General features: G+C 65.8%; 20 protein-coding genes and 1 tRNA gene. 11 read left to right on the top strand and 10 right to left on the bottom strand.

Translation table 11 applies throughout. The features are described from left to right. Nucleotides 1–7: 7 nt before the first annotated feature. The 4 genes from A9J21_RS21920 to A9J21_RS21905 all read right to left on the bottom strand — a co-directional run bounded on the left by A9J21_RS21920 (nt 8) and on the right by A9J21_RS21905 (nt 3,904). Nucleotides 8–1,321, bottom strand: coding sequence for an MFS transporter (locus A9J21_RS21920; RefSeq protein WP_066739265.1), 1,314 nt, complete (start codon nt 1,319–1,321; stop codon nt 8–10). An 80-nt stretch (nt 1,322–1,401) separates the two neighbouring features. Further along, nucleotides 1,402–2,163, bottom strand: coding sequence for an SDR family oxidoreductase (locus A9J21_RS21915; protein ID WP_066739264.1), 762 nt, complete (start codon nt 2,161–2,163; stop codon nt 1,402–1,404). Between the two features lie 72 nt (nt 2,164–2,235). Next, complete coding sequence (locus tag A9J21_RS21910; protein WP_066739263.1) at nt 2,236–2,475, bottom strand: hypothetical protein; 240 nt, start codon at nt 2,473–2,475, stop codon at nt 2,236–2,238. After that, nucleotides 2,468–3,904 carry an aldehyde dehydrogenase family protein gene (locus tag A9J21_RS21905; protein ID WP_066739262.1) on the bottom strand — a complete coding sequence of 479 codons (1,437 nt, stop codon included), beginning with the start codon at nt 3,902–3,904 and terminating at the stop codon, nt 2,468–2,470. Before A9J21_RS21905 ends, A9J21_RS21910 begins: the two co-directional genes overlap by 8 nt. Before the next feature lie 184 nt (nt 3,905–4,088). Between A9J21_RS21905 and ppa the strand changes: the two genes are divergently transcribed. Both ppa and A9J21_RS21895 read left to right on the top strand, forming a co-directional pair. Further along, nucleotides 4,089–4,616, top strand: coding sequence for an inorganic diphosphatase (gene ppa, locus A9J21_RS21900; RefSeq protein ID WP_066739261.1), 528 nt, complete (start codon nt 4,089–4,091; stop codon nt 4,614–4,616). A 134-nt stretch (nt 4,617–4,750) separates the two neighbouring features. Next, complete coding sequence (locus A9J21_RS21895; protein ID WP_066739260.1) at nt 4,751–5,326, top strand: cytochrome b; 576 nt, start codon at nt 4,751–4,753, stop codon at nt 5,324–5,326. 42 nt (nt 5,327–5,368) lie between these two features. On the opposite strand, the gene A9J21_RS21890 is transcribed toward A9J21_RS21895, so the two are convergent. Beyond that, nucleotides 5,369–6,568, bottom strand: a complete 1,200-nt coding sequence (locus tag A9J21_RS21890; protein ID WP_082926558.1) for a GNAT family N-acetyltransferase — start codon at nt 6,566–6,568, stop codon at nt 5,369–5,371. 165 nt (nt 6,569–6,733) lie between these two features. Between A9J21_RS21890 and A9J21_RS21885 the strand changes: the two genes are divergently transcribed. Together A9J21_RS21885 and glnK are read left to right on the top strand one after the other, a co-directional pair. Then, the gene (locus A9J21_RS21885; RefSeq protein WP_066739259.1) at nt 6,734–8,806 is read left to right on the top strand and encodes an NAD(+) synthase; all 2,073 of its coding nucleotides are present in this window, start codon (nt 6,734–6,736) and stop codon (nt 8,804–8,806) included. A 116-nt stretch (nt 8,807–8,922) separates the two neighbouring features. After that, nucleotides 8,923–9,261, top strand: a complete 339-nt coding sequence (gene glnK, locus A9J21_RS21880; RefSeq protein ID WP_006162803.1) for a P-II family nitrogen regulator — start codon at nt 8,923–8,925, stop codon at nt 9,259–9,261. Between the two features lie 190 nt (nt 9,262–9,451). Here the strand turns inward: glnK and A9J21_RS21875 are convergent, their stop codons facing one another. The 3 genes from A9J21_RS21875 to trxB form a co-directional block, all read right to left on the bottom strand. Further along, nucleotides 9,452–10,093, bottom strand: coding sequence for a trimeric intracellular cation channel family protein (locus A9J21_RS21875; protein ID WP_066739258.1), 642 nt, complete (start codon nt 10,091–10,093; stop codon nt 9,452–9,454). 8 nt (nt 10,094–10,101) lie between these two features. Beyond that, nucleotides 10,102–10,767, bottom strand: coding sequence for a Smr/MutS family protein (locus A9J21_RS21870; protein ID WP_066739257.1), 666 nt, complete (start codon nt 10,765–10,767; stop codon nt 10,102–10,104). A gap of 116 nt (nt 10,768–10,883) precedes the next feature. After that, nucleotides 10,884–11,837 (bottom strand): thioredoxin-disulfide reductase, encoded by a 954-nt coding sequence (gene trxB, locus A9J21_RS21865; RefSeq protein WP_066739256.1) that lies wholly within the window; start codon nt 11,835–11,837, stop codon nt 10,884–10,886. 181 nt (nt 11,838–12,018) lie between these two features. Here trxB and A9J21_RS21860 point away from each other — a divergent pair, with 181 nt between their 5' ends. The 3 genes from A9J21_RS21860 to A9J21_RS21850 all read left to right on the top strand — a co-directional run bounded on the left by A9J21_RS21860 (nt 12,019) and on the right by A9J21_RS21850 (nt 15,607). Then, nucleotides 12,019–14,349 carry a DNA translocase FtsK gene (locus A9J21_RS21860; RefSeq protein ID WP_066739255.1) on the top strand — a complete coding sequence of 777 codons (2,331 nt, stop codon included), beginning with the start codon at nt 12,019–12,021 and terminating at the stop codon, nt 14,347–14,349. Between the two features lie 128 nt (nt 14,350–14,477). Further along, on the top strand, nt 14,478–15,113 hold the full coding sequence (gene lolA, locus A9J21_RS21855) for an outer membrane lipoprotein chaperone LolA (protein WP_066739254.1): 636 nt from the start codon (nt 14,478–14,480) through the stop codon (nt 15,111–15,113). A 59-nt stretch (nt 15,114–15,172) separates the two neighbouring features. Then, nucleotides 15,173–15,607 carry a hypothetical protein gene (locus A9J21_RS21850; RefSeq protein ID WP_066739253.1) on the top strand — a complete coding sequence of 145 codons (435 nt, stop codon included), beginning with the start codon at nt 15,173–15,175 and terminating at the stop codon, nt 15,605–15,607. A 56-nt stretch (nt 15,608–15,663) separates the two neighbouring features. On the opposite strand, the gene A9J21_RS32055 is transcribed toward A9J21_RS21850, so the two are convergent. Next, nucleotides 15,664–15,834 (bottom strand): hypothetical protein, encoded by a 171-nt coding sequence (locus tag A9J21_RS32055; protein WP_197497547.1) that lies wholly within the window; start codon nt 15,832–15,834, stop codon nt 15,664–15,666. Nucleotides 15,835–16,016: 182 nt separating this feature from the next. After that, nucleotides 16,017–16,700: a hypothetical protein gene (locus A9J21_RS21840; protein ID WP_066739251.1), complete on the bottom strand. Its 684-nt coding sequence runs from the start codon at nt 16,698–16,700 to the stop codon at nt 16,017–16,019. Between the two features lie 230 nt (nt 16,701–16,930). Here A9J21_RS21840 and A9J21_RS21835 point away from each other — a divergent pair, with 230 nt between their 5' ends. The 4 genes from A9J21_RS21835 (at nt 16,931) to A9J21_RS21820 (ending at nt 20,542) form a co-directional block, all read left to right on the top strand. After that, nucleotides 16,931–18,283: a replication-associated recombination protein A gene (locus tag A9J21_RS21835; RefSeq protein ID WP_066739250.1), complete on the top strand. Its 1,353-nt coding sequence runs from the start codon at nt 16,931–16,933 to the stop codon at nt 18,281–18,283. Nucleotides 18,284–18,453: 170 nt separating this feature from the next. After that, on the top strand, nt 18,454–19,761 hold the full coding sequence (gene serS, locus A9J21_RS21830) for a serine--tRNA ligase (protein WP_066739314.1): 1,308 nt from the start codon (nt 18,454–18,456) through the stop codon (nt 19,759–19,761). Between the two features lie 84 nt (nt 19,762–19,845). Then, a tRNA-Ser gene (locus A9J21_RS21825) sits at nt 19,846–19,935 on the top strand. 154 nt (nt 19,936–20,089) lie between these two features. Then, nucleotides 20,090–20,542 carry a hypothetical protein gene (locus tag A9J21_RS21820; protein WP_156546088.1) on the top strand — a complete coding sequence of 151 codons (453 nt, stop codon included), beginning with the start codon at nt 20,090–20,092 and terminating at the stop codon, nt 20,540–20,542. Nucleotides 20,543–20,561 lie beyond the last annotated feature (19 nt).

Here is a 20,561-nt window from a genome sequence, read left to right as displayed (position 1 = left end):
CCTTCAATCAATCCGCCTTCCGGCCGATCATCCTTGCCGGCACCGACAGCGTCAGTGCCGCGCCCACCACCATGCAGGCGGCCAGCAGGTACATACCCGAGTCCGTGCTCTGGGTCATGTCCTTGAGCCAGCCCACCGCATAGGGGCTGATAAAGCCCGCCAGGTTGCCCAGCGAATTGATCAGCGCAATGCCGGCGGCGGCGCCCGTGCCGGCCAGGAAGGCCGTCGGCAGGCTCCAGAACAGCGGCAGCGTGGTCAGGATGCCGATGGTGGCCAGCGTCAGCGCCACCATTGCCATCGTGGTATCGCCATGCCATTGCACCGACAGCACCAGGCCCAGCGCGCCAAGCAACGCCGGTATGGCGATATGCCAGCGGCGCTCGCCCCGGCGGTCGGCGCTGTGGGCGAACAGGATCATGCCGATCACGGCGCAGCCATACGGAATGGCGGTGAGCAGGCCCACGTCGAGCGCGCCCTTCACCCCGGTCTGCTTGATGATCGTCGGCAGCCAGAAGCTCACGCCGTACAGGCCCATCACGAAGCTGAAGTAGATCGCGCTCATCAGCCAGACGCGCGGGCTGGACAGCACCTGGCTGACCGGCGGATCTTCCTTGTGCTGGTCCTCGGCCGCGATATTGCGTTCAAGCAGCGCCTTTTCGTCGGCGCTGAGCCACTTGGCATGGGCGATGCGGTCGTCCAGATACAGCAGCACCCAGATACCGACCAGAATCGACGGGATGCCTTCGACCAGGAACATCCACTGCCAGCCGGCCCAGCCGTTGTGGCCGTCGAACGACTGCATGATCCAGCCTGACAACGGGCCGCCGATCACCCCCGATAGCGCGATGGCCGTCATGAAGAACGTGGTGGTGCGCCCGCGGCGGCTGGCCGGATACCAGTAGGTCAGGTACAGGATGATGCCCGGGAAGAAGCCGGCCTCGGCAATACCCAGCAGGAAGCGCAGCACGTAGAACATCGTCGGGGTGGTGACGAACATCATGGCTGCCGAGATCAGGCCCCATGTGATCATGATCCGGGCGATCCAGATTCGCGCGCCCACCTTGTGCAGGATCACGTTGCTCGGCACCTCGAACAGGAAGTAGCCGATAAAGAAGATGCCGGCGCCCAGCCCGTAGATGGTCTCGCTGAACTGCAGGTCGTTGAGCATCTGCAGCTTGGCAAAGCCCACGTTGACGCGGTCCAGGTAGGCCACGACGTAACAGAGCAGCAGGAACGGCACCAGGCGCCACGTAACCTTGCGGTAGGTGGCGTCCTCGAAGCCGGCGTCGCGCGCGCCGGCGTTGACTGCGGTGGTTGTCATCGGTGTCTCCTCATTGGGTCTTGTAGTCGTACGACGTTACCGCGGGATTGGAAAAACGGATCGGTGGGTGACCGGCCGGCTCAGACGCAGCGGCCGCCATCCACCTCGATGCAGGTGCCGGTGATGAAGCTGGCCTCGTCCGATGCCAGGTACAGGCAGGCGTTGGCCACGTCCTGCGGGGTGGACATGCGTCCCATGGGGATGGTCGCCAGGAACCGGGCGCGGTTCTCGGGGGTGTCGGGCACGCCCATGAACTGCTCCAGCAGGCCCGTGGCGCCAATCACCGGGTTCACGCAGTTCACGCGGATATTGTCGGGGCCCAGCTCGGCGGCCATGGCCTTGCTGGCGACGATGACAGCGCCCTTGCTGCCGTTGTACCAGACCAGCCCGGGGCGCGGCCGGATGCCGGCCGTCGAGGCCACGTTGACGAAGTTGCCACCGCCACGCTGGCGGAAGTGCGGGATGAAGTGATGCGCCGACCAGTAGATGCTCTTCACGTTGACCGCATAGACGCGGTCGAACTCTTCCTCGGTGACTTCGAGGATCGGCTTGTTACGGTGGGTGGTGCCGGCGTTGTTGACCACGCAGTGGACGTCGCCGAAGGCGGCCAGCGTGGCGTCGCGCATCGCGGCCACGTCGTCGCCCTGCGAGACGTCGGCACGTACCGCGTCCGCCTTGCCGCCCGCGTCACGAATGGCCGCCGCCACGCGATTGGCGGCGTCGAGGTTCAAGTCGGCCACCATCACGCTGGCGCCTTCCCGCGCGAACGTATGCGAGATGCCTTCGCCAAAGCCCGAGCCGCCGCCCGTCACTACCGCTACCTTGCCAGCCAGTCTGGTCATTGCCTGTCTCCATGGGTGAAGCCCGGCGCGGTCTGTTGCCGCGCTACGGGCGGAACATCGGAATCGTCTGAATCAGTGGAAGGGGCCTTTGTTCTGCAAGGCATTCGCCACCATCATGATGCCCAGCAGGAAGGGCAGGGCCACGTACATGCACCAGTGGACGCGGTCGCCCACGGTGTCGCCCCATTTGCGCTTGAACACCTGCAGGCGGGGCATGCCGGAAGGATTGGTGGCGCGCTTGTGCCGCACATGCCAGGACATCCAGAAAAAGAAGATGGCAAAGGCGACCGAAAGAAAGTTGATGCTACCCATGTTGAATGGCGATGGTTTTCAGAGTGGTGAATCCGTACAGGGCTTCGAAGCCCTTCTCGCGGCCATAGCCCGACTGGCCGGTGCCGCCGAACGGCAGCTCGACGCCGCCGCCGGCGCCATAGTTGTTGATAAAGACCTGACCCGCCCGCAGCTTGCGCGCCAACCGCATCTGGCGTCCGCCGTCGCGCGTCCAGACGCCGGCCACCAGGCCGTACGCGGTACCGTTGGCAAGGCGGATGGCCTCGTCCTCGGTGTCGAACGGCATGGCGGCCAGCAGCGGCCCGAAGACTTCCTCCTGGGCCAGCCGATGCGTGGCGGGCACATCGCGGAACAGCATCGGCACCTGGTAGTAGCCTGACTCCGGCGCCTCGCCCACGATCTGGCCCTGGGCCATCACGGCGATGCCGGCGTGCTGCGCATCGGACACGAAGTCCCACACGCGCTGCTGCTGCTTGCGGCTGATCAGCGGGCCGCATTCCAGATCGAGTTCCGACGGGCCCACGCGCAGCGCCTCGAACACGCCTGACAGGCGGTCGAGCAGGGTTTCGTAGACGGGCCGCTCCACCAGCAGGCGGCTGCCCGCCGAGCAGGTCTGCCCCGCATTCTGCACGATGCCGTTGACCACCACGGGCAACAGCGCATCGAGATCGGCATCGGCAAACACCACCTGCGGCGACTTGCCGCCCAGTTCCAGTGTCACAGGCACGTGATTCTCGGACGCCAGCTGCGACACAAGCTTGCCGGTCTGTGGCGACCCCGTGAACGAGATATGGTTGATGCCCGGATGGCGGGCCAGCGCGGCCCCGGCTTCGTGGCCGTAGCCGGTGACGATGTTCAGCGCGCCTTCGGGCAGCCCCGCTTCGGCCGCCAGTTCGGCCACGCGCAGGATCGACAGGCAGGCGTCCTCGGCCGGCTTGACCACGCAGGCGTTGCCAGTGGCAAGCGCAGCACCCACGCTGCGGCCGAAGATCTGCAGCGGGTAGTTCCACGGGACGATATGGCCGGTCACGCCATGCGGTTCACGCACGGTGAGTACCGTGTACCCGGTGGTGTAGGGGATGGTCTCGCCGTGCAGCTTGTCGGCCGCGCCGGCGTAGAACTCGAAATAGCGGGCCACGGCGCGGGCGTCGGCACGGGCCTGGCGCAGCGGCTTGCCGGTGTCGCGCGCTTCCAGCGCGGCCAGTTCGTCTTCGTGCTCGATCAGCTTGAGCGCCAGGCGGTTCAGCAGGCGCACACGATCGGCCGGGTTCATCGCACCCCATTCGCCTTCGAAGGCCTGGCGGGCGGCGCGGACGGCCACGCTGATATCGGTGGCATTGCCGCGCGCGATCTCGGCGAACGGCTCGCCATTGGACGGGTCGAACACCTTGATGCGCAGGCCGGAATCGGGGGCGATCAGGCGATTGGCGACGAAATGCTGGGCATGCATGCAGGTCTCCACGGCTCCGGTTATGGAGCAAATGCTGAAATCGGGAATGCCGCATTATCGCGCACCGCGCCGGGCGCGCAAGGCATTAACCGCCACATGGCGCGATGGCGGTTGTCAGGCTGCGGTCAGGGCCGACCCGCTATAATGCCGCCCATCCCATTCCACAGGTATTCGGAGAACTCGCATGAGCTTCAACCTCGTCTCCCCGGGCAAGGACCTTCCCAACGATTTCAACGTCATCATCGAGATCTCCGCCCAGAGCGATCCGGTGAAGTACGAGGCCGACAAGGAAACCGGCCTGTTGTTCGTGGACCGTTTCATCGGCACGGGCATGCGCTACCCGGCCAACTACGGCTTCATCCCGCAAACGCTGTCGGGCGACGGCGACCCGGTGGACGTGCTGGTGCTGACCCCGTTCCCGATCCTGGCCGGCGCCGTCGTGCGCTGCCGCGCCCTGGGCATGCTGAAGATGACCGACGAGTCGGGCGTGGACGCCAAGCTCGTGGCCGTGCCGGTGGACAAGCTGAGCCCCGCCACCGCCCACATCAAGGGCCTGTCGGACGTGGCGCAAAATACGCTCGACCAGATCAAGCACTTCTTTGAGAACTACAAGGCACTCGAAGCAGGCAAGTGGGTCAAGGTCGAAGGCTGGGCTGGCATCGAGGAAGCCCACAAGGAAATCACCGACGGCGTGGCGAACTTCAAGAAGTAATCGCACCGCTGCTTTGGGCAAGGAAAACCCCGCCGGCCGGCGGGGTTTTTTGTTGGCGGTGTGATCGGCGGCAAGGCCGGGGGCGGGCGCTGGCGCTAAGCTTTCGGCCATTCCCCACAAGCAATGGAGTATCGATGCCTGTTCAGCAAGGCATGGCGACCGCGCCTGACGCGGCCGCATTCGCCCGCTATGACGCGGTGGCTATCGCGTTCCACTGGCTGATGTTCGTGCTGGTGGCAGTGGCGTACGCCGCGATCGAGCTGCGCGGCTTTACCGACAAGGGCACCACCGCGCGCATGGTTGCCATGGAAGTGCACAAGTGGTCGGGCGCGCTGGTGCTGGCGCTGACCGTGCCGCGCCTGCTCTGGCGGGCGGTGCGCGGAGCGCCGGCGTCCGAGCCTTATCCGTGGCTGGCCCGGCTGGCCGGCGCGGCCATGCATGTCCTGCTGTACCTGTTCCTGCTGGCGCAGCCCATTCTTGGCATCCTGATGATGAATGCCGGCGGCCGGGAACTGATGGTGCCGGGCCTGGGCGTCGGCCTGCCGCCGCTGATCGCGCCCGATGCGGCGCTCAAGGACGTGCTGGGCGAGATTCACGAGACGCTCGGCAATGCCTTTTATCTGGTGATCGGCCTGCACGCGATGGCCGCACTGTTCCACCACTACATGCTGAGCGACAACACGCTGCGGCGGATGCTGCCGCGCCGGTAGCCCGGTAGCCCGCCAGGCGGGTAGGGCGTACGCGGCTGCGCTTCAGTCGCCGCCGCCAGCGGGCCGCGCGAACGGGTTGCGGTCGTTCAGCTCGTCCAGATAGGCGTCCATGCCCTGGCGTTCGCGCTCCAGGAAGCGCTCCACGGCATCGGCAAAGGACGGATGGGCCAGCCAGTGCGCCGAACGTGTTGCCACGGGCAGGAAGCCGCGCGCCATCTTGTGCTCGCCCTGCGCGCCACCTTCGAACGTGCCGATGCCCTCGGCGATGCAGAATTCCAGCGGCTGGTAATAGGCCGTTTCGAAATGCAGGCACGGGTGGTGCTCCAGCGCGCCCCAGTAGCGCCCGTACAGCGTACTTACCGCCGGGTCGGCATCGTAGACCAGCAGCGAACTGGCGATGTCGGTGCCGTCGCGCGTGGCAATCACGAGCAGCAGGTTCTCCGGCATCGCCTCGCCGATGCGCCGGAAGAAGTCCAGGTTCAGGTAGGGCGTGGAATGATGCTCGCGGTAGGTCTGGCGGTAGCAGCGGTTGAAGAACTTCCAGGCCGCGTCGTCGATGTCCGCGCCACGCAACTGGCGGAACGTGATGCCGGCCTCGGCCACCCGGCGGCGTTCGGCGCGGATGTTCTTGCGCTTCTTCTGCGACAACGTTGCCAGGAAGGCGTCGAAGTCGGCGTAGCCGGGATTGGTCCAGTGGAACTGCACGCCGTGGCGCATCATCATGCCCGCCTCCTGCATCAGGTCGGCCTCATGGTCCGACGGAAACAGGACATGCAGCGACGAGAGCTGGCTTTCCTCGGCCAGCGCCAGCGCGAACCGCAGCAGCACCATGCGCGAAAGATCGTCCTCGGCCAGCAGCCGCGCGCCGCGCACCGGCGTGAACGGCACCGCCGCCAGCCACTTGGGGTAGTAGTCGAGGCCGTGCTGCCGATAGGCGTCGGCCCAGGCCCAGTCGAACACGTATTCGCCATACGAGTGCGACTTGGCATAGAGCGGCATGGCCGCCGCCAGCCGGTCGCGGCCCGGGCCCTTGCCGTCGGGTACCCAGAGCGTCAGGAAGCGGGGCGACCAGCCGGTGTCGTCGGTGGCGCTGCCGCTGGCGTGCATGGCGTGCAGGAAGGCGTGGCGCAGGAACGGCGTGGGTTCGGCCTGTGCGGCCAGCAGCGCGTCCCAGTCGGCGGCGTCGATCTCGGCAAGGTCCGGCAGGATTTCCGTGCGGTAGTTGGGGCGCGAATCACTCATGGACGGGTTGGCGTGGGTGCCGGGCGAGTCTACCGGAATTGAAATTGTGCTGCAGGCGCCGTCAGCGTGACGCGGACGCCGGGCTGCCGCAGGGCGTCGTAGAATGCGCATATCCGTTTTCCGATGTCCACTCCCCCGACATTCCTTCCCGGTACGGGTCCAGACATGACGCACCCTTTCTACAACCTCTATTCCCACGGCTTTGCGCGCGTGGCCGTTGGCGTGCCCGAGTGCCGCGTGGCCGATCCCGCGTACAACGCCGAACAGACCATCGCCCTGGCCCGCCAGGCCGCCGACGGCGGCGCGGTGCTGGTGGCATTTCCCGAGCTTGGCCTGCCGGCCTACACCTGCGACGACCTGTTCCATCAGCGCGCGCTGCTGCGCGAATGCGAACTGGCGCTGCAGTCGATCGTCGAGGCATCGGCCGGCATTCGTGCCGCCATGATCGTCGGCATGCCGGTGCTGGTGGAGCACCAGCTGTTCAATTGTGCCGTGGTGGTGGCCAACGGCGTGGTGCAGGGCGTGGTGCCCAAGACCTACCTGCCGAACTACTGGGAGTTCTACGAGGCCCGCCAGTTCAGCAGCGCCGATTGCGCCGCCGTCGACACGGTGTCGCTGCTGGGCGCCGAAGTGCCGTTCGGGGCGAACCTGCTGTTCGAGATCGAGAACATCCCGTTCTTCCGCTTCCACGCCGAGATCTGCGAAGACGTCTGGGTGCCGATCCCGCCGTCGTCGTTCGCGGCGCTGGCTGGTGCCACCGTGCTGGTGAACCTGTCGGCGTCGAATATCGTGGTCGGCAAGTCGGGCTATCGCCATCAGCTGGTGTCGCAGCAGTCGGCGCGCTGCCTGGCGGCCTACCTCTACACGTCGGCCGGCAAGGGCGAGTCGACCACCGACCTGGCCTGGGACGGTCAGGCGCTGATCTACGAGAACGGCGAACTGCTGGGCGAATCGGAGCGTTTTGCCGATACGTCGCACCTGCTCTTCGCCGATATCGACCTGGAGCGCCTGTCGCGCGAGCGCATGCACCAGACGTCGTTCGGGCAATCGGTGCGCCGGCACAAGGACGAGGTCGAGAAGTTCGATGTGGTGGCCTTCCAGATGGATTTGCCCACCGCGCAGGCGCTGCCGCTGGAGCGCAAGGTCGAGCGCTTCCCGTACGTGCCGGCCGATCCGCGCCGCCGCGACGAGCGCTGCATGGAGGTCTACAACATCCAGGTGCAGGCGCTGGTGCAGCGGCTGTCGTCGAGCCGCATCCAGAAGGTGGTGATCGGGGTGTCGGGCGGGCTCGACTCCACCCACGCGCTGCTGGTCTGCGCCAAGGCCATGGACCGCCTGGGCCTGCCGCGCGCCAATATCCTGGCCTATACGATGCCGGGCTTCGCCACCAGCGACCGCACGCTGAAGCAGGCGCGCGAACTGATGCAGGCCGTGGGCTGCACGGCGCGCGAGATCGATATCCGGCCGAGCTGCCTGGCCATGCTGAAGGATCTGGATCACCCGTATGCGCGGGGCGAGCCGGTCTATGACGTCACGTTCGAGAACGTGCAGGCCGGCGAGCGCACCAACCACCTGTTCCGGCTGGCAAATCACAACGGCGCCATTGTGATCGGCACCGGCGATCTCAGCGAACTGGCGTTGGGCTGGTGTACCTACGGCGTGGGTGACCATATGTCCCACTACAACGTCAACGCCAGCGTGCCCAAGACGCTGATCAGCCACCTGGTGCGCTGGGTGGCAGAAACCAGCCAGATCGGCAAGGGCGGCGAAGACGTGCTGCTGGCGGTGCTGGACACCGATATCAGCCCCGAACTGGTGCCCAGCGGCCCCGCCGCCAACGGGCAGGACGAGGCGCCCGGGCAGAAGACCGAACAGATCATCGGGCCCTACGAGCTTCAGGATTTCAACCTGTACTACACGCTGCGCTATGGATATTCGCCGTCCAAGGTGGCGTTCCTGGCGCTGCATGCCTGGGGCGACGTGGCGCGCGGCAACTGGCCGAACGGCCCGCATGTGGCCCGCAACAGCTATCAACTGCCTGAAATCAAGCGCATCCTCGGGATTTTCGTCGACCGGTTCTTCCGGACCAGCCAATTCAAGCGGTCGTGCATCCCGAACGCGCCCAAGGTGGGCTCGGGCGGGTCGTTGTCGCCGCGTGGCGACTGGCGGGCACCCAGCGACGGCGAATCGGCCGTCTGGGTGCGCGATCTGGCCCGGATTCCGGACCAGGCGGGCTGATTGTCATGCCGTCTGGCACGCCGATTGCGGGCAATGTGGGTACGCCCGCAATCGGCGTGTGGTGTTTCGGGCTAGAATCTGACATCTTCCGACACCTTTAGAGACAGAGGCCAGCCATGAAGCAGATTACCGCCATCATCAAACCGTTCAAGCTCGACGAAGTGCGCGAAGCACTGGCCGACGTGGGCGTGACCGGTCTGACGGTGACCGAGGTAAAGGGGTTTGGCCGCCAGAAAGGTCATACCGAGCTGTACCGCGGCGCCGAGTATGTGGTCGACTTCCTGCCGAAGATCAAGATCGAGGTGGTGGTGGCCGAGAACCAGCTGGACACCGTGCTCGACGCCATCGTCAAGGCCGCCCACACGGGCAAGATCGGCGACGGCAAGATCTTCGTGACCGAAATCGAGCGCGTGATCCGCATTCGTACCGGCGAGCAGGACGAAGCGGCGGTCTGAGCAAACGCTTGACACTTGCGTCAGGATGGATGGAAAGCCGGCCTCATGGCCGGCTTTCTTTTTGGCTGCTCGCGGGTGATTTGCTCCGCTCTCCCGCGTGTTCAGACCGGACACATGGGTGACAGGTATGCGAGGACATGGTTGACACTTCCGGACGGACCCACTTGGACGCGATTGGCGGTGGTGGCCTTCAACTTGGCAGCTTCCACGCGAACCGGACGGACAGCAGCCGCATGCCGATCGTCACCAGCGCGCCGGACAGCAGGGCCACTTCCTGGTCTGCGCGCAGCCACGTGAGCCCCACGTAGACCCAGCAGCCCACGAACGAACAGGTGGCATAGGGCGAGCGGTCGCGCAGGATCATCGGCACTTCATTGCACAGCACGTCGCGCAGCACGCCGCCAAATACGGCGGAGATGATGCCCATCATGACTGCCACGGTCGGGGTCATCTGCGCCACCAGCGCCAGCGACGTGCCCGTGACCGAGAACAGCCCAAGGCCAATGGCATCGGCCACCAGCATCGCGCGGTCCGACGCCACGGTGCTCACCATCCGGAACACCATCGCCGCGCCGATCGACATCGCAAAGATCAGCAGCACGTAGTATTCGTGCTCGACCCAGTAGAACGGCCGGCGGTCCAGCAGCACGTCGCGCACGGTGCCGCCGCCAAAGGCCGTGGCGAAGGCGACGATGAACGTGCCCACGGCGTCCAGCCGTTGCTTGCGGGCATCCACCACGCCCGATACGGCGAATGCCAGTACCCCGGTGATCTCCATGACGTGGAGGATCAGGGGCAGCCGCCCCATCAGCAGATCGAACGGCAGGTGCATAGGTGGCGTCAGGGTTTGGGCTGGCGCAGCAGGACCATCAGGGCACCCGCGCCGCCTTGCGACTCGCGGGCCTGGACGAAAGCGATCACTTCTTCCTTCTGCACCAGCCAGCTGCGGACCTTGCCCTTGAGCACGGGCAGCTTGTCCGGCGAGCCGATGCCCTTGCCGTGGATCACCCGCACGCAGCGCACGCCATTGCGCACCGAACGGCGCAGGAAATTGGCCAGCGCCTCGCGGGCTTCGTCGCTGCGCAGGCCGTGCAGGTCCACCTTGTCTTGCGGCACCCACTCGCCACGGCGCAGTTTCTTGATCACATCCTCGCCAATGCCGGGGCGGCGGAACGACATGGTCTCGTCGATATCGAGCAGGTTCTCGACGTCGAATTCATCGGACAGCGACGCTTCAAGCACCGCCTTGTCGTTGAGCTGGGTTTGTACCGGAATGGGGGCGGGAGCCTTGGCGGCGTGCTGCACACGGTTGCGGTCGCGCAGGGAACTGACCGAGCCGATACTGGACCGGAAGACATTGGCCTCTTCCTCGGCACGCCTGGCGGCGGCTTCGGCAGCCTTGCGCTCGGCTTCGCGGCGCTCGGCATCGGCCTTGAGATCGTCACGTACCGCGGCCAGATCGTGCAGGCCGAATCGCTTGGGAGGGGTTTTGGCGCCTTGCGACATAGCAGAAGTTTCTGAAAGCTCGGCACCGATTATAAGGAAAACGGGGACGGCCGCTGCAAGGCGGGCGTCCCCGTGGGGTTCGCGCCGGGGCCGGCCAGCGGCCGCCCGGCGGGAAATTACTTCAGGGCTTCGACGTAGCGCTGGGCATCCAGCGCGGCCATGCAGCCCGTGCCGGCGCTGGTGATGGCCTGGCGGTAGACGTGATCCTGCACGTCACCGGCCGCGAACACGCCCGGGATGCTGGTGGCCGTGGCGTCGCCCGACAGGCCGCTCTTGGTCACGATATAACCGTTGTTCATCTCCAGCTGGCCGACGAACAGGTCGGTGTTCGGCTTGTGGCCGATTGCCACGAACAGGCCCGAAAGCTTGAGATCCTCGGTCTTCGTCGTGTCCTTGGTGCTGCGGATGCGCAGGCCGGTCACGCCCGACTGGTCGCCCAGCACCTCGTCCAGCGTATGGTCGTAGCGCAGTTCGACGCGGCCTTCCTTGACGCGCTGGAGCAGGCGGTCCACCAGGATCGGCTCGGCGCGGAACTTGTCGCGGCGGTGGATCACGGTAACCTTGCTGGCGATATGCGACAGGTAGAGCGCTTCTTCCACAGCCGTATTGCCGCCGCCGATCACGGCCACTTCCTGGTTCTTGTAGAAGAATCCGTCGCAGGTGGCGCAGGCGGACACGCCGCGGCCCATGAAGCTTTCTTCCGACGGCAGGCCCAGGTACTGTGCCGAGGCGCCCGTGGCGATGATCAGCGCGTCGCAGGTGTACTCGCCGGCGTCGCCGATCAGGCGGATCGGCTTTTCGGTCAGATTGGCCGTGTGGATGTGATCGAAAATGATTTCGGTGTTGAAACGCTCGGCATGCGCCAGGAAACGCTGCATCAAGTCCGGGCCCTGGACGCCGTTAGCGTCAGCGGGCCAGTTTTCCACGTCGGTGGTGGTCATCAGCTGGCCGCCCTGGGCCAGGCCGGTGATCAGCACCGGGTTCAGGTTGGCGCGGGCCGCGTAGACGGCGGCGGTGTAGCCGGCCGGGCCGGACCCGAGAATCAGCACTTTTGCGTGTTTTGCGGACATGATGCGTTCCTGTAGACAGCAAGTGAGCCGGTGCGGCATTCGCCCCGGTGTCACTCGAAACCGCCATTATATGTGGCGCGGCGTTTGCCGACTGTTGCAAATTCCAATGAAGGCGATAGGGTCAGGCAAGGTTAAAATGGCCGCCATCGTCCACTTCGCACGATTGAACAGACCCTGACGCATGGCTCGCGCTACCACGACTACCCGGACCGACCCGTCGGCACTTCCATCGCGCATCGGCAAGCTGCTTGGCGAGGTGCGCTGGTTCCTGCTGCTTGCCGTGACGCTTGGCTTCCTGTGCGTGCTGGCCAGCTACAGCAAGGCCGATCCCGGCTGGTCGCATGCCAGCCAGGTGTCCGATATCCGCAACCTTGGCGGCCGTGTGGGCGCCTGGGTGGCCGACATCCTCTTTTTCATCTTTGGCTTTTCGGCCTACTGGTGGAGCGTGCTGCTGATCCGCCGCTGCTGGCGCGGCTGGCGCGTGCTGACGGCCGAACTGCCCGAGCGCGTGCCCGACCCCCAGCACAGCACGGCCATCAGCTGGATCGGCTTTGCGCTGACGCTGGTGTCCAGCATGGGCCTGGAGGCCATCCGCATGTACCCGCTGCGTTCGGCCCTGCCGCGCGCGCCGGGCGGCGTGCTGGGCGACCTGCTCGGCGGCTGGCTGCAGCTGGCGCTGGGCTTTTCGGGCGCCACGCTGCTGCTGCTGCTGATGTTTGCCATCGGCCTGTCGCTGTTCTTCCATTTCTCGTGGCTGTCGGTGGCCGAGCACGTAGGCGGCTTTGTCGAGACGCTGTTCATGGGCTTCAAGGCCCGCCGCGAGAAGAAGCAGGACCGCATCATCGGCGCGGCTGCCAAGGTGGAGCGCACCGAAACCGTGGAAGTGCAGCGCGTGAAGCAGGAAGAGGCCGCCCCGGTGCAGATCGTGCGTCCGCAGGCCGTGCCCAAGCACGAGCGCGTGGAGCGCGAGAAGCAGCAGCCGCTGTTTGCCGATATCCAGGATACGGACCTGCCGCCGCTGTCGCTGCTGGACGCCGTGCCGGCCCACCAGGAAACCGTCAGCGCGGAGACGCTGGAGTACACGTCCCGCCTGATCGAGAAGAAGCTCAAGGACTTTGGTGTCGAGGTCAAGGTGGTGGCCGCCTATCCGGGCCCGGTGATCACCCGCTACGAGATCGAGCCTGCCACGGGCGTGAAGGGCAGCCAGGTGGTGAACCTGGCGCGTGACCTGGCGCGCAGCCTGTCGCTGGTGTCGATCCGCGTGGTCGAGACGATTCCGGGCAAGAACTACATGGGCCTGGAACTGCCGAATCCGAAGCGCCAGACCGTGCGGCTGGGCGAGATCCTGGGCTCGCAGGTCTACAACGAGAGCGCGTCCAGCCTGACCATGGCGCTGGGCAAGGACATCGCCGGCAAGCCGATGGTGGCCGACCTGGCCAAGATGCCGCATTGCATGGTGGCCGGCACCACGGGCTCGGGCAAGTCGGTGGGCATCAACGCGATGATCCTGTCGCTGCTCTACAAGGCCCGCGCCGACCAGGTGCGCCTGATCCTGATCGACCCGAAGATGCTCGAAATGAGCGTCTACGAAGGCATTCCGCACCTGCTGTGCCCGGTGGTGACCGACATGCGCCAGGCCGGCAATGCGCTGAACTGGGCGGTGGGCGAGATGGAACGCCGCTACAAGCTCATGAGCAAGCTGGGCGTGCGCAACCTGGCCGGCTACAACAAGAAGATCGACGAGGCCGCGGCGAAGGAAGAAAAGATCCCGAATCCGTTCAGCCTGACGCCGGACGCCCCGGAACCGCTGGAAAAGCTGCCGACGATCGTCATCGTCATCGACGAACTGGCCGACCTGATGATGGTGGTGGGCAAGAAGGTCGAGGAACTGATCGCCCGCATCGCGCAGAAGGCCCGTGCCGCGGGCCTGCACCTGGTGCTGGCGACGCAGCGGCCGTCGGTGGACGTGATCACCGGCCTGATCAAGGCCAACGTGCCGACGCGTATCGCGTTCCAGGTCAGCAGCAAGATCGATTCGCGCACCATTCTTGACCAGCAGGGCGCCGAGGCGCTGCTGGGCATGGGCGACATGCTCTACCTGGCGCCGGGTACCGGTATGCCGGTGCGGGTTCACGGCGCGTTCGTGTCCGATGATGAAGTCCACCGCGTGGTCGACAAGCTCAAGGAGGGCGGCGAGGCCAACTATATCGAGGGTATCCTCGAAGGCGGGCTGGTCGATGGCGATGGCGCCGGCGACAGCCTTGGCGGTGGCGCCGGGATTGGCAGCGGTGGCGGCGAGGCCGATCCGCTCTACGACCAGGCCGTGGAAGTGGTCATCAAGAACCGCCGGGCGTCGATTTCGCTGGTGCAGCGGCACCTGCGCATCGGCTACAACCGCGCGGCGCGGCTGCTGGAAGACATGGAAAAGGCCGGCCTGGTCTCGGCCATGTCCGGCAACGGCAACCGGGACATCCTGGTCCCGGCCGGCAGCAGCGCCACGGCCGAAGACTGACGCCGCGCCTCTCCGCACAGGCTGAAGTGACGGGTAATATACCGTTACGCCCGTCACAGCCTGTCGCGGAATTGGCGATACGCGGCGTGCTCTAATCGGACATCAGCCAAATCGTAAGGAACGACTCCATGCGACATCGCATTCTCGCGCCGCTGTGCGCGACGCTGGCGCTGCTGGCCGCCGTGCCCGCTGCACATGCCGCTGCCACCGACCAGCTGCAGACCTTCGTGACCAGCGTGAAGACCGCCCGGGGCGAGTTCACGCAGAAGCAGATCAAGGGGCAGGGCGCTGATGCCAAGGTGGCCGGAATGTCGAGCGGGACCTTCGCGTTCTCGCGGCCCGGCAAGTTCACCTGGCGCTATACCAAGCCGTATGACCAGCTGCTGCAGGCCGACGGACAGACGCTCTATATCTACGACAAGGATCTGAACCAGGTCACCGAGCGCAAGCTCGATAACGCGTTGGGTTCCAGCCCGGCCGCCATCCTGTTCGGCAGCAACGACCTGTCGAAGAACTTCGACGTGAAGAACGGCGCCACGCGCGATGGCGTGGAGTGGCTGGAGCTGACGCCGAAGTCGAAGGACACGCAGTTCGAGCGCATCGGCATCGGCTTCAAGAGCGGCAATCTCGAAGCGATGGAGCTGCGCGACGCGTTTGGCAATACCACGATGCTGACGTTCACGGGCATGCAGAAGAACCCGTCGCTGCCGGCGGATACCTTCCGCTTCACCGTGCCGAAGGGTGCCGACGTGATGAAGCAATAAGGCGCGAGCCCGAGAAGCCCGCCCGCCAGACAGAGCCAGACAGACGCCATAGGACAGACATGAAAGACGCCCCCGCCTTCCCCCGACTGCCGAGCCTGCGCCCGGTATCCCGCCTGGCCGCTCCTGGCGGCGCGCTGGCCGCCGCGCTGGTCCTGTCCGCCTGCGCGCACAGCCAGGCCAGCAAGTTCGATGTCGATGCCTTCCTGCGCGGCTCGGACACGGCGCTGCCGGAGGTGCTGGGCAATACCGATTTCCTGAAAGCCACGCGCATCGCGCAGAACGAGTGCGCCGCGCTGCTGCAGTCGCCGCACAACGGCGTGCTGGAAGACCTGCCCGCCAGCAACACCACGCGCGGGCCGGCATGGGTGCTGCATCCCGCCGGTACCACTGACAAGGTCTGGCTGATTGTCGGGCAGGCCAATGGCGAGCGCAGCTGCCACGGCCCGTTGCCCGCGGACGCCATGAAGACCCTGACCGAGCGGGCCAAGGGCTGAGTCACGCCCCGCAGCGCCGGCCCGGCGGCACGGCGTGCGTGGGGATTGGCGGCTGCCTACGCCGCCAGTGACTCGCGTGCGTAGCGCTGGCGCGGCTTGGGCAGCGCCTGCAATTGCTCGCGCCGGATGCGGATCGATTCCGCATCGCCACGCTTGACGGCGGCGCGCAGCCTCAGCACTGCCTTCTTGTACTGCTTCTTCTTGCGCATGCGGGTGGTGATGGCCATGGCAGTGGTGTCCTCCTGATCCTGACGTCCTGACAAGCCAGCGCGGTCGCGCTGGCTGCCAGCCATGGTACGGCCGGGCCGCCCTGGTCATGCCGGAATTCAAAAGAATTCAGATCGCCCCCCGAGCATGCTCATTGCTGCGCTGCGCAATGGCATCGCTGCCGAGTCCATCAGGGCAGGTATCAAAGCAGGAAGCGGCGGTTGTCGTTTTCGTCGTAGCGCGGCTCCACCTTCCGGAATTTGAGCTTGGTACTGCTCTTGAGCTTGCGGCCGGCCAGCTTGCGCTGCAACTGGCGGTGCACGGCGCGGATATGGCCGACCGAGTCCTGGGCATACGGCTTGCCGTCGGTGGCACCGGCCAGGCCGCCGCCGGCAGCCAGCGCCTCGTTGTGAGCGGCCGCTGACCGCGCGATCAGCACATCCAGATACTGGCGGGCGCGCACGGCAGCGTGCAGCATGCCGTCGGTGGGGGTCTGCTTGGCGCGCACGGCGTCCTGCGGCAGTTTTACATTGGCGGCGATGCGGCGCAGCGACGCGCGCACTTCGGCGCCGTCCATGTCGGCTTCCTGGACGATCCAGACTGCGTCGTGGCGGATCCAGCCTTCCGTGTCGATCATCCGGCGCAACAGCGCCGGCTGCAGCAGGCGGCCCCCGTAGCGGCGGGTGCGGCGGATGGCGGCAAGGCCGATGCGGCGCACGTGCGGATTTTCATGCTCGAACAGGTCGGTGATGACCTGGTCGGCCTCTTCCTGCGATTCGATCAGTTCGGCAAACTGCCCGGCCAGCGAGATTTCTTCCACGCCATTGAGCTTGTTCTTGCTCGCCAGCCGGTTCAGCTTGAACATCAGCATGCGGTATCGCAGCATACAAATCCCCGAAATTCGCAAACAGTGAGTGGTTCTGAAGTGAGCCGCCGGTCGTTATGCCGGCGTCGACCTTCCCGCGTGCATGAAACGCGGGCCATTGGATGTTATCGGCGGAATCGGAGCCGACTTTAGGGGCGTGCGCAGAAATATCGGCCCGGCGCCGATCGTCTACACTGTGGCGTTCCGTGCCGCCTGTGGCGGCGCTACCACACGACAAAGGCTCCAGTACCGTGGCGGATTCGCTGTTCTCCGACCCTCCTGAACGTTCCCGACAACCGCTGGCCGAGCGGCTGCGCCCGCGCAATATCGACGAGGTCATCGGCCAGCAGCACCTGCTGGGTGCGGGCCGCCCGCTGCGCGTGGCCTTTGCATCGGGCGAACCGCATTCGATGATCCTGTGGGGGCCGCCCGGCGTTGGCAAGACCACGCTGGCACGGCTGATGGCCGACGCGTTCGACGCGGAATTCATCGCGCTGTCGGCCGTGCTGTCGGGCGTCAAGGACATCCGCGAGGCGGTGGAGCGCGCCGAGCAGTACCGCGCCCACGGGCGCCGCACGCTGGTGTTCGTGGACGAGGTGCATCGCTTCAACAAGAGCCAGCAGGACGCCTTCCTGCCGCATGTGGAAAGCGGGCTGTTCGTGTTTATCGGCGCCACCACCGAGAACCCGTCGTTCGAGGTCAATGGCGCGTTGCTGTCGCGGGCGGCGGTCTATGTGCTCAAGAGTCTGGACGAGGCCGATCTGAAGCAGCTGGTGAAGCGCGCCAGCGACGAACTGGGCGGCGTGCAGTGGGACGACGAGGCCATGGGCCTGATAGTCGGGTCGGCCGATGGCGACGGGCGCAAGCTGCTCAATAACGTGGAAATCGTGGTGCGCGCCGCGCGCAATGCCGGGGTCCAGACCATCGACACGGCCCTGCTGGGCAGCGCGCTGTCCGACAACCTGCGCCGCTTCGACAAGGGCGGGGACGCGTACTACGACCAGATCAGCGCGTTGCACAAGTCGGTGCGCGGCTCCGACCCGGATGGCGCGCTGTACTGGTTCTGCCGCATGATCGATGGCGGCGCCGATCCGCGCTACCTGGCGCGCCGCATCGTGCGGATGGCGTGGGAAGACATCGGCCTGGCCGATCCGCGCGCGGCCCGCATCACGCTGGACGCCTCGGAAACCTATGAGCGGCTGGGTTCGCCCGAGGGCGAGCTGGCGCTGGCCCAGGCGCTGATCTACCTGGCCGTGGCGCCCAAGTCGAATGCGGGCTACAACGCCTACAACGCGGCGCGTGCCTTTGTCTCGAAGGACAAGTCGCGCCCGGTGCCGGTCCACCTGCGCAACGCGCCGACCAAGCTGATGAAGGAACTGGGCTACGGCCACGCGTACCGCTATGCGCACGACGAGCCGGAAGCCTATGCGGCCGGCGAGCACTACCTGCCCGACGACCTGCGGCGCCAGGACTGGTACCAGCCCACGCCGCGCGGCCTGGAGGGCAAGATTGGCGACAAGCTGCGCCATCTGCGCGACCTGGACGCCGCCTGGCATCGGGACAACCGGGGCAGGCCGGAAGACGGCGGCAAGGACGGAAAGTAAGGCCGGAAGCCCGGCGGCAAGGTGGCCGCGCACGCGCCACGGGCAGAATGCGGCGCCGAATGCCCGAAAAGCATGGGAAATCGGGTCAGATTCGCTGCTGTGCGGTCTTGCCGGTGCAGTAAAATGTCGCGTTCGCCGGCATGTCGCCGGCACTGCACACCGATTGCAACATGCTCGACATCCAGCTTTTCCGCAAAGACATTGACGCCGTGGCCCAGCGCCTGGCCACGCGCGGCTACCAACTTGACGTGGCCACGTTCCAGGCCCTGGAGGCCGAACGCAAGCAGCTGCAGACCCAGACCGAGGACCTGCAGGCCCGCCGCAACGCGCTGTCCAAGCAGATCGGCATGCTCAAGGGCAAGGGCGAGGACGCCTCGGCCCCGATGGCCGAAGTGGCCGGCATTGGCGACACGCTGAAGGCGTCGGCCGAGCGCCTGGCCCAGATCCAGAGCCAGCTCAACGACGCGATGATGTCGATCCCGAACCTGCCGCACGACAGCGTGCCGCTGGGCAAGGACGAGACCCAGAACGTGGAAGTGCGCCGCGTCGGCACGCCCCGCACGTTCGACTTCGAGGTGAAGGACCACGTCGACGTGGGCGCCCGCCTGGGCCTGGACTTCGAGACCGCCTCGAAGGTGACCGGATCCCGCTTCTCGTTCCTGCGCGGCGGCGTGGCGCGCATGCATCGCGCGCTGGTGCAGCTGATGGTGGATACCCACACGCTGGAACACGGCTACACCGAGATGTACGTGCCGTACATCGTCAATGCCGCGTCGATGCGTGGCACCGGCCAGCTGCCGAAGTTCGAGGACGACCTGTTCAAGGTGCCGCGCAAGGTTGGCGGCGACGACGGCCAGGACACGATCGAGAATTTCTACCTGATCCCGACCGCCGAAGTGCCGCTGACCAACATCGTGCGCGATGCGATTGTCGCGGCCGAGAAGCTGCCGATGCGCTTCGTGGCCCATACGCCGTGCTTCCGCTCGGAAGCCGGTTCGTACGGCAAGGACACGCGCGGCATGATCCGCCAGCACCAGTTCGACAAGGTCGAGATGGTGCAGGTGGTGCCGGCCGAGCAGTCGATGGACGCGCTCGAGCAGATGACCGGCCACGCCGAAACGATCCTGAAGAAGCTGGAACTGCCGTTCCGTACCGTGGTGCTGTGCACCGGCGACATGGGTTTTGGCAGCACCAAGACCTATGACATCGAGGTGTGGATCCCCGCGCAGAACACCTATCGCGAGATCAGCTCGTGTTCCAGCATGGGCGATTTCCAGGCCCGCCGCATGCAGGCGCGTGCGCGTGCCGCCCAGGGCAAGCCGGAACTGGTACATACGCTGAACGGTTCCGGCCTGGCTGTGGGCCGCACGCTGGTGGCTATTCTGGAGAACTACCAGAACGCCGACGGCTCGGTCACCGTGCCCAAGGCGCTGCAGTCCTACATGGGCGGCATCGAGCGCCTGGAACCGGAAGCATAAAAATTTCTGCAAAAGGGGCTTGCGCAGCAGATGGCAATGTCCCTATAATCTTGGTTTCGCTGCTAACGCAACGACCAAGTTACCGGAGAGGTGGCAGAGTGGTCGAATGTACCTGACTCGAAATCAGGCGTACCGGCAACGGTACCGTGGGTTCGAATCCCACCCTCTCCGCCAAAACAAGAAGCTGCCGATTGATTCGACCACCGGCAGACAAAAATAGCGTAGTAAAACTCAAGCCGACGTACTGTGAAAACAGACGTCGGTTTTGTTTTTGTGCGTTCGGATCAGCCGTGTTACCTTGCGTGCAAACAACAAGGAGCGGTACGACATGCGCGCAGTCCGGGGACTTTCCGTGATGCTCATCACCACGCTGGCCGCCCTTGCCGGCGGCGAGGCGCTTGCCACGACCAAATGCCAGAAGGGCACCAGCACGCTCTATACCGAGTCGGCGACCTGTCCGGCGGGCTTTGCCAACGTCAGCAGCACGATGGGTGGCAATTTCTCCACGATCGGCAAGGATGACGCTGTGCGCCAGCAGGAGCAGTCGATCTTCGACAGCGGCGCGGAGACCCGGGCTGCGGACCAGGCCAGGGCTGCCCAGTCCGACCAGGCGGCTGCGCAACAGCAACCTGCCTCGAAGGCGTTGATGTGCGGCGCAATTGCCGACCAGATGCGCGCGCTGGAAACCGACATGCAGCAGCGCCACACGCGCCAGTCAATCGAGCAGGCCAGCGACCAGTACCAAAGACTGCGCGAGCAGCAGCTGCAAGGCCAGTGCTGAGCGCCTGAGCGACGTCCCC

The organism is Cupriavidus sp. D384, from assembly GCF_001652915.1.
Taxonomy (GTDB): domain Bacteria; phylum Pseudomonadota; class Gammaproteobacteria; order Burkholderiales; family Burkholderiaceae; genus Cupriavidus.
This window is presented reverse-complemented; position numbering and strand designations above follow the sequence as displayed.

Bases quoted from the DNA above. Each gene is read 5' to 3' on its own strand.
- A9J21_RS21910 (WP_066739263.1), bottom strand. From the start codon at position 2,475: ATGGGTAGCATCAACTTTCTTTCGGTCGCCTTTGCCATCTTCTTTTTC.
- A9J21_RS21860 (WP_066739255.1), top strand. From the start codon at position 12,019: ATGGCTCGCGCTACCACGACTACCCGGACCGACCCGTCGGCACTTCCA.
- A9J21_RS21905 (WP_066739262.1), bottom strand. From the start codon at position 3,904: ATGCATGCCCAGCATTTCGTCGCCAATCGCCTGATCGCCCCCGATTCC.
- A9J21_RS21850 (WP_066739253.1), top strand. From the start codon at position 15,173: ATGAAAGACGCCCCCGCCTTCCCCCGACTGCCGAGCCTGCGCCCGGTA.
- A9J21_RS21875 (WP_066739258.1), bottom strand. From the start codon at position 10,093: ATGCACCTGCCGTTCGATCTGCTGATGGGGCGGCTGCCCCTGATCCTC.
- A9J21_RS21915 (WP_066739264.1), bottom strand. From the start codon at position 2,163: ATGACCAGACTGGCTGGCAAGGTAGCGGTAGTGACGGGCGGCGGCTCG.
- A9J21_RS21870 (WP_066739257.1), bottom strand. From the start codon at position 10,767: ATGTCGCAAGGCGCCAAAACCCCTCCCAAGCGATTCGGCCTGCACGAT.
- A9J21_RS32055 (WP_197497547.1), bottom strand. From the start codon at position 15,834: ATGGCCATCACCACCCGCATGCGCAAGAAGAAGCAGTACAAGAAGGCA.
- A9J21_RS21840 (WP_066739251.1), bottom strand. From the start codon at position 16,700: ATGCTGCGATACCGCATGCTGATGTTCAAGCTGAACCGGCTGGCGAGC.
- glnK (WP_006162803.1), top strand. From the start codon at position 8,923: ATGAAGCAGATTACCGCCATCATCAAACCGTTCAAGCTCGACGAAGTG.
- trxB (WP_066739256.1), bottom strand. From the start codon at position 11,837: ATGTCCGCAAAACACGCAAAAGTGCTGATTCTCGGGTCCGGCCCGGCC.
- A9J21_RS21885 (WP_066739259.1), top strand. From the start codon at position 6,734: ATGACGCACCCTTTCTACAACCTCTATTCCCACGGCTTTGCGCGCGTG.
- serS (WP_066739314.1), top strand. From the start codon at position 18,454: ATGCTCGACATCCAGCTTTTCCGCAAAGACATTGACGCCGTGGCCCAG.
- lolA (WP_066739254.1), top strand. From the start codon at position 14,478: ATGCGACATCGCATTCTCGCGCCGCTGTGCGCGACGCTGGCGCTGCTG.
- A9J21_RS21920 (WP_066739265.1), bottom strand. From the start codon at position 1,321: ATGACAACCACCGCAGTCAACGCCGGCGCGCGCGACGCCGGCTTCGAG.
- A9J21_RS21890 (WP_082926558.1), bottom strand. From the start codon at position 6,568: ATGAGTGATTCGCGCCCCAACTACCGCACGGAAATCCTGCCGGACCTT.
- A9J21_RS21820 (WP_156546088.1), top strand. From the start codon at position 20,090: ATGCGCGCAGTCCGGGGACTTTCCGTGATGCTCATCACCACGCTGGCC.
- A9J21_RS21895 (WP_066739260.1), top strand. From the start codon at position 4,751: ATGCCTGTTCAGCAAGGCATGGCGACCGCGCCTGACGCGGCCGCATTC.
- ppa (WP_066739261.1), top strand. From the start codon at position 4,089: ATGAGCTTCAACCTCGTCTCCCCGGGCAAGGACCTTCCCAACGATTTC.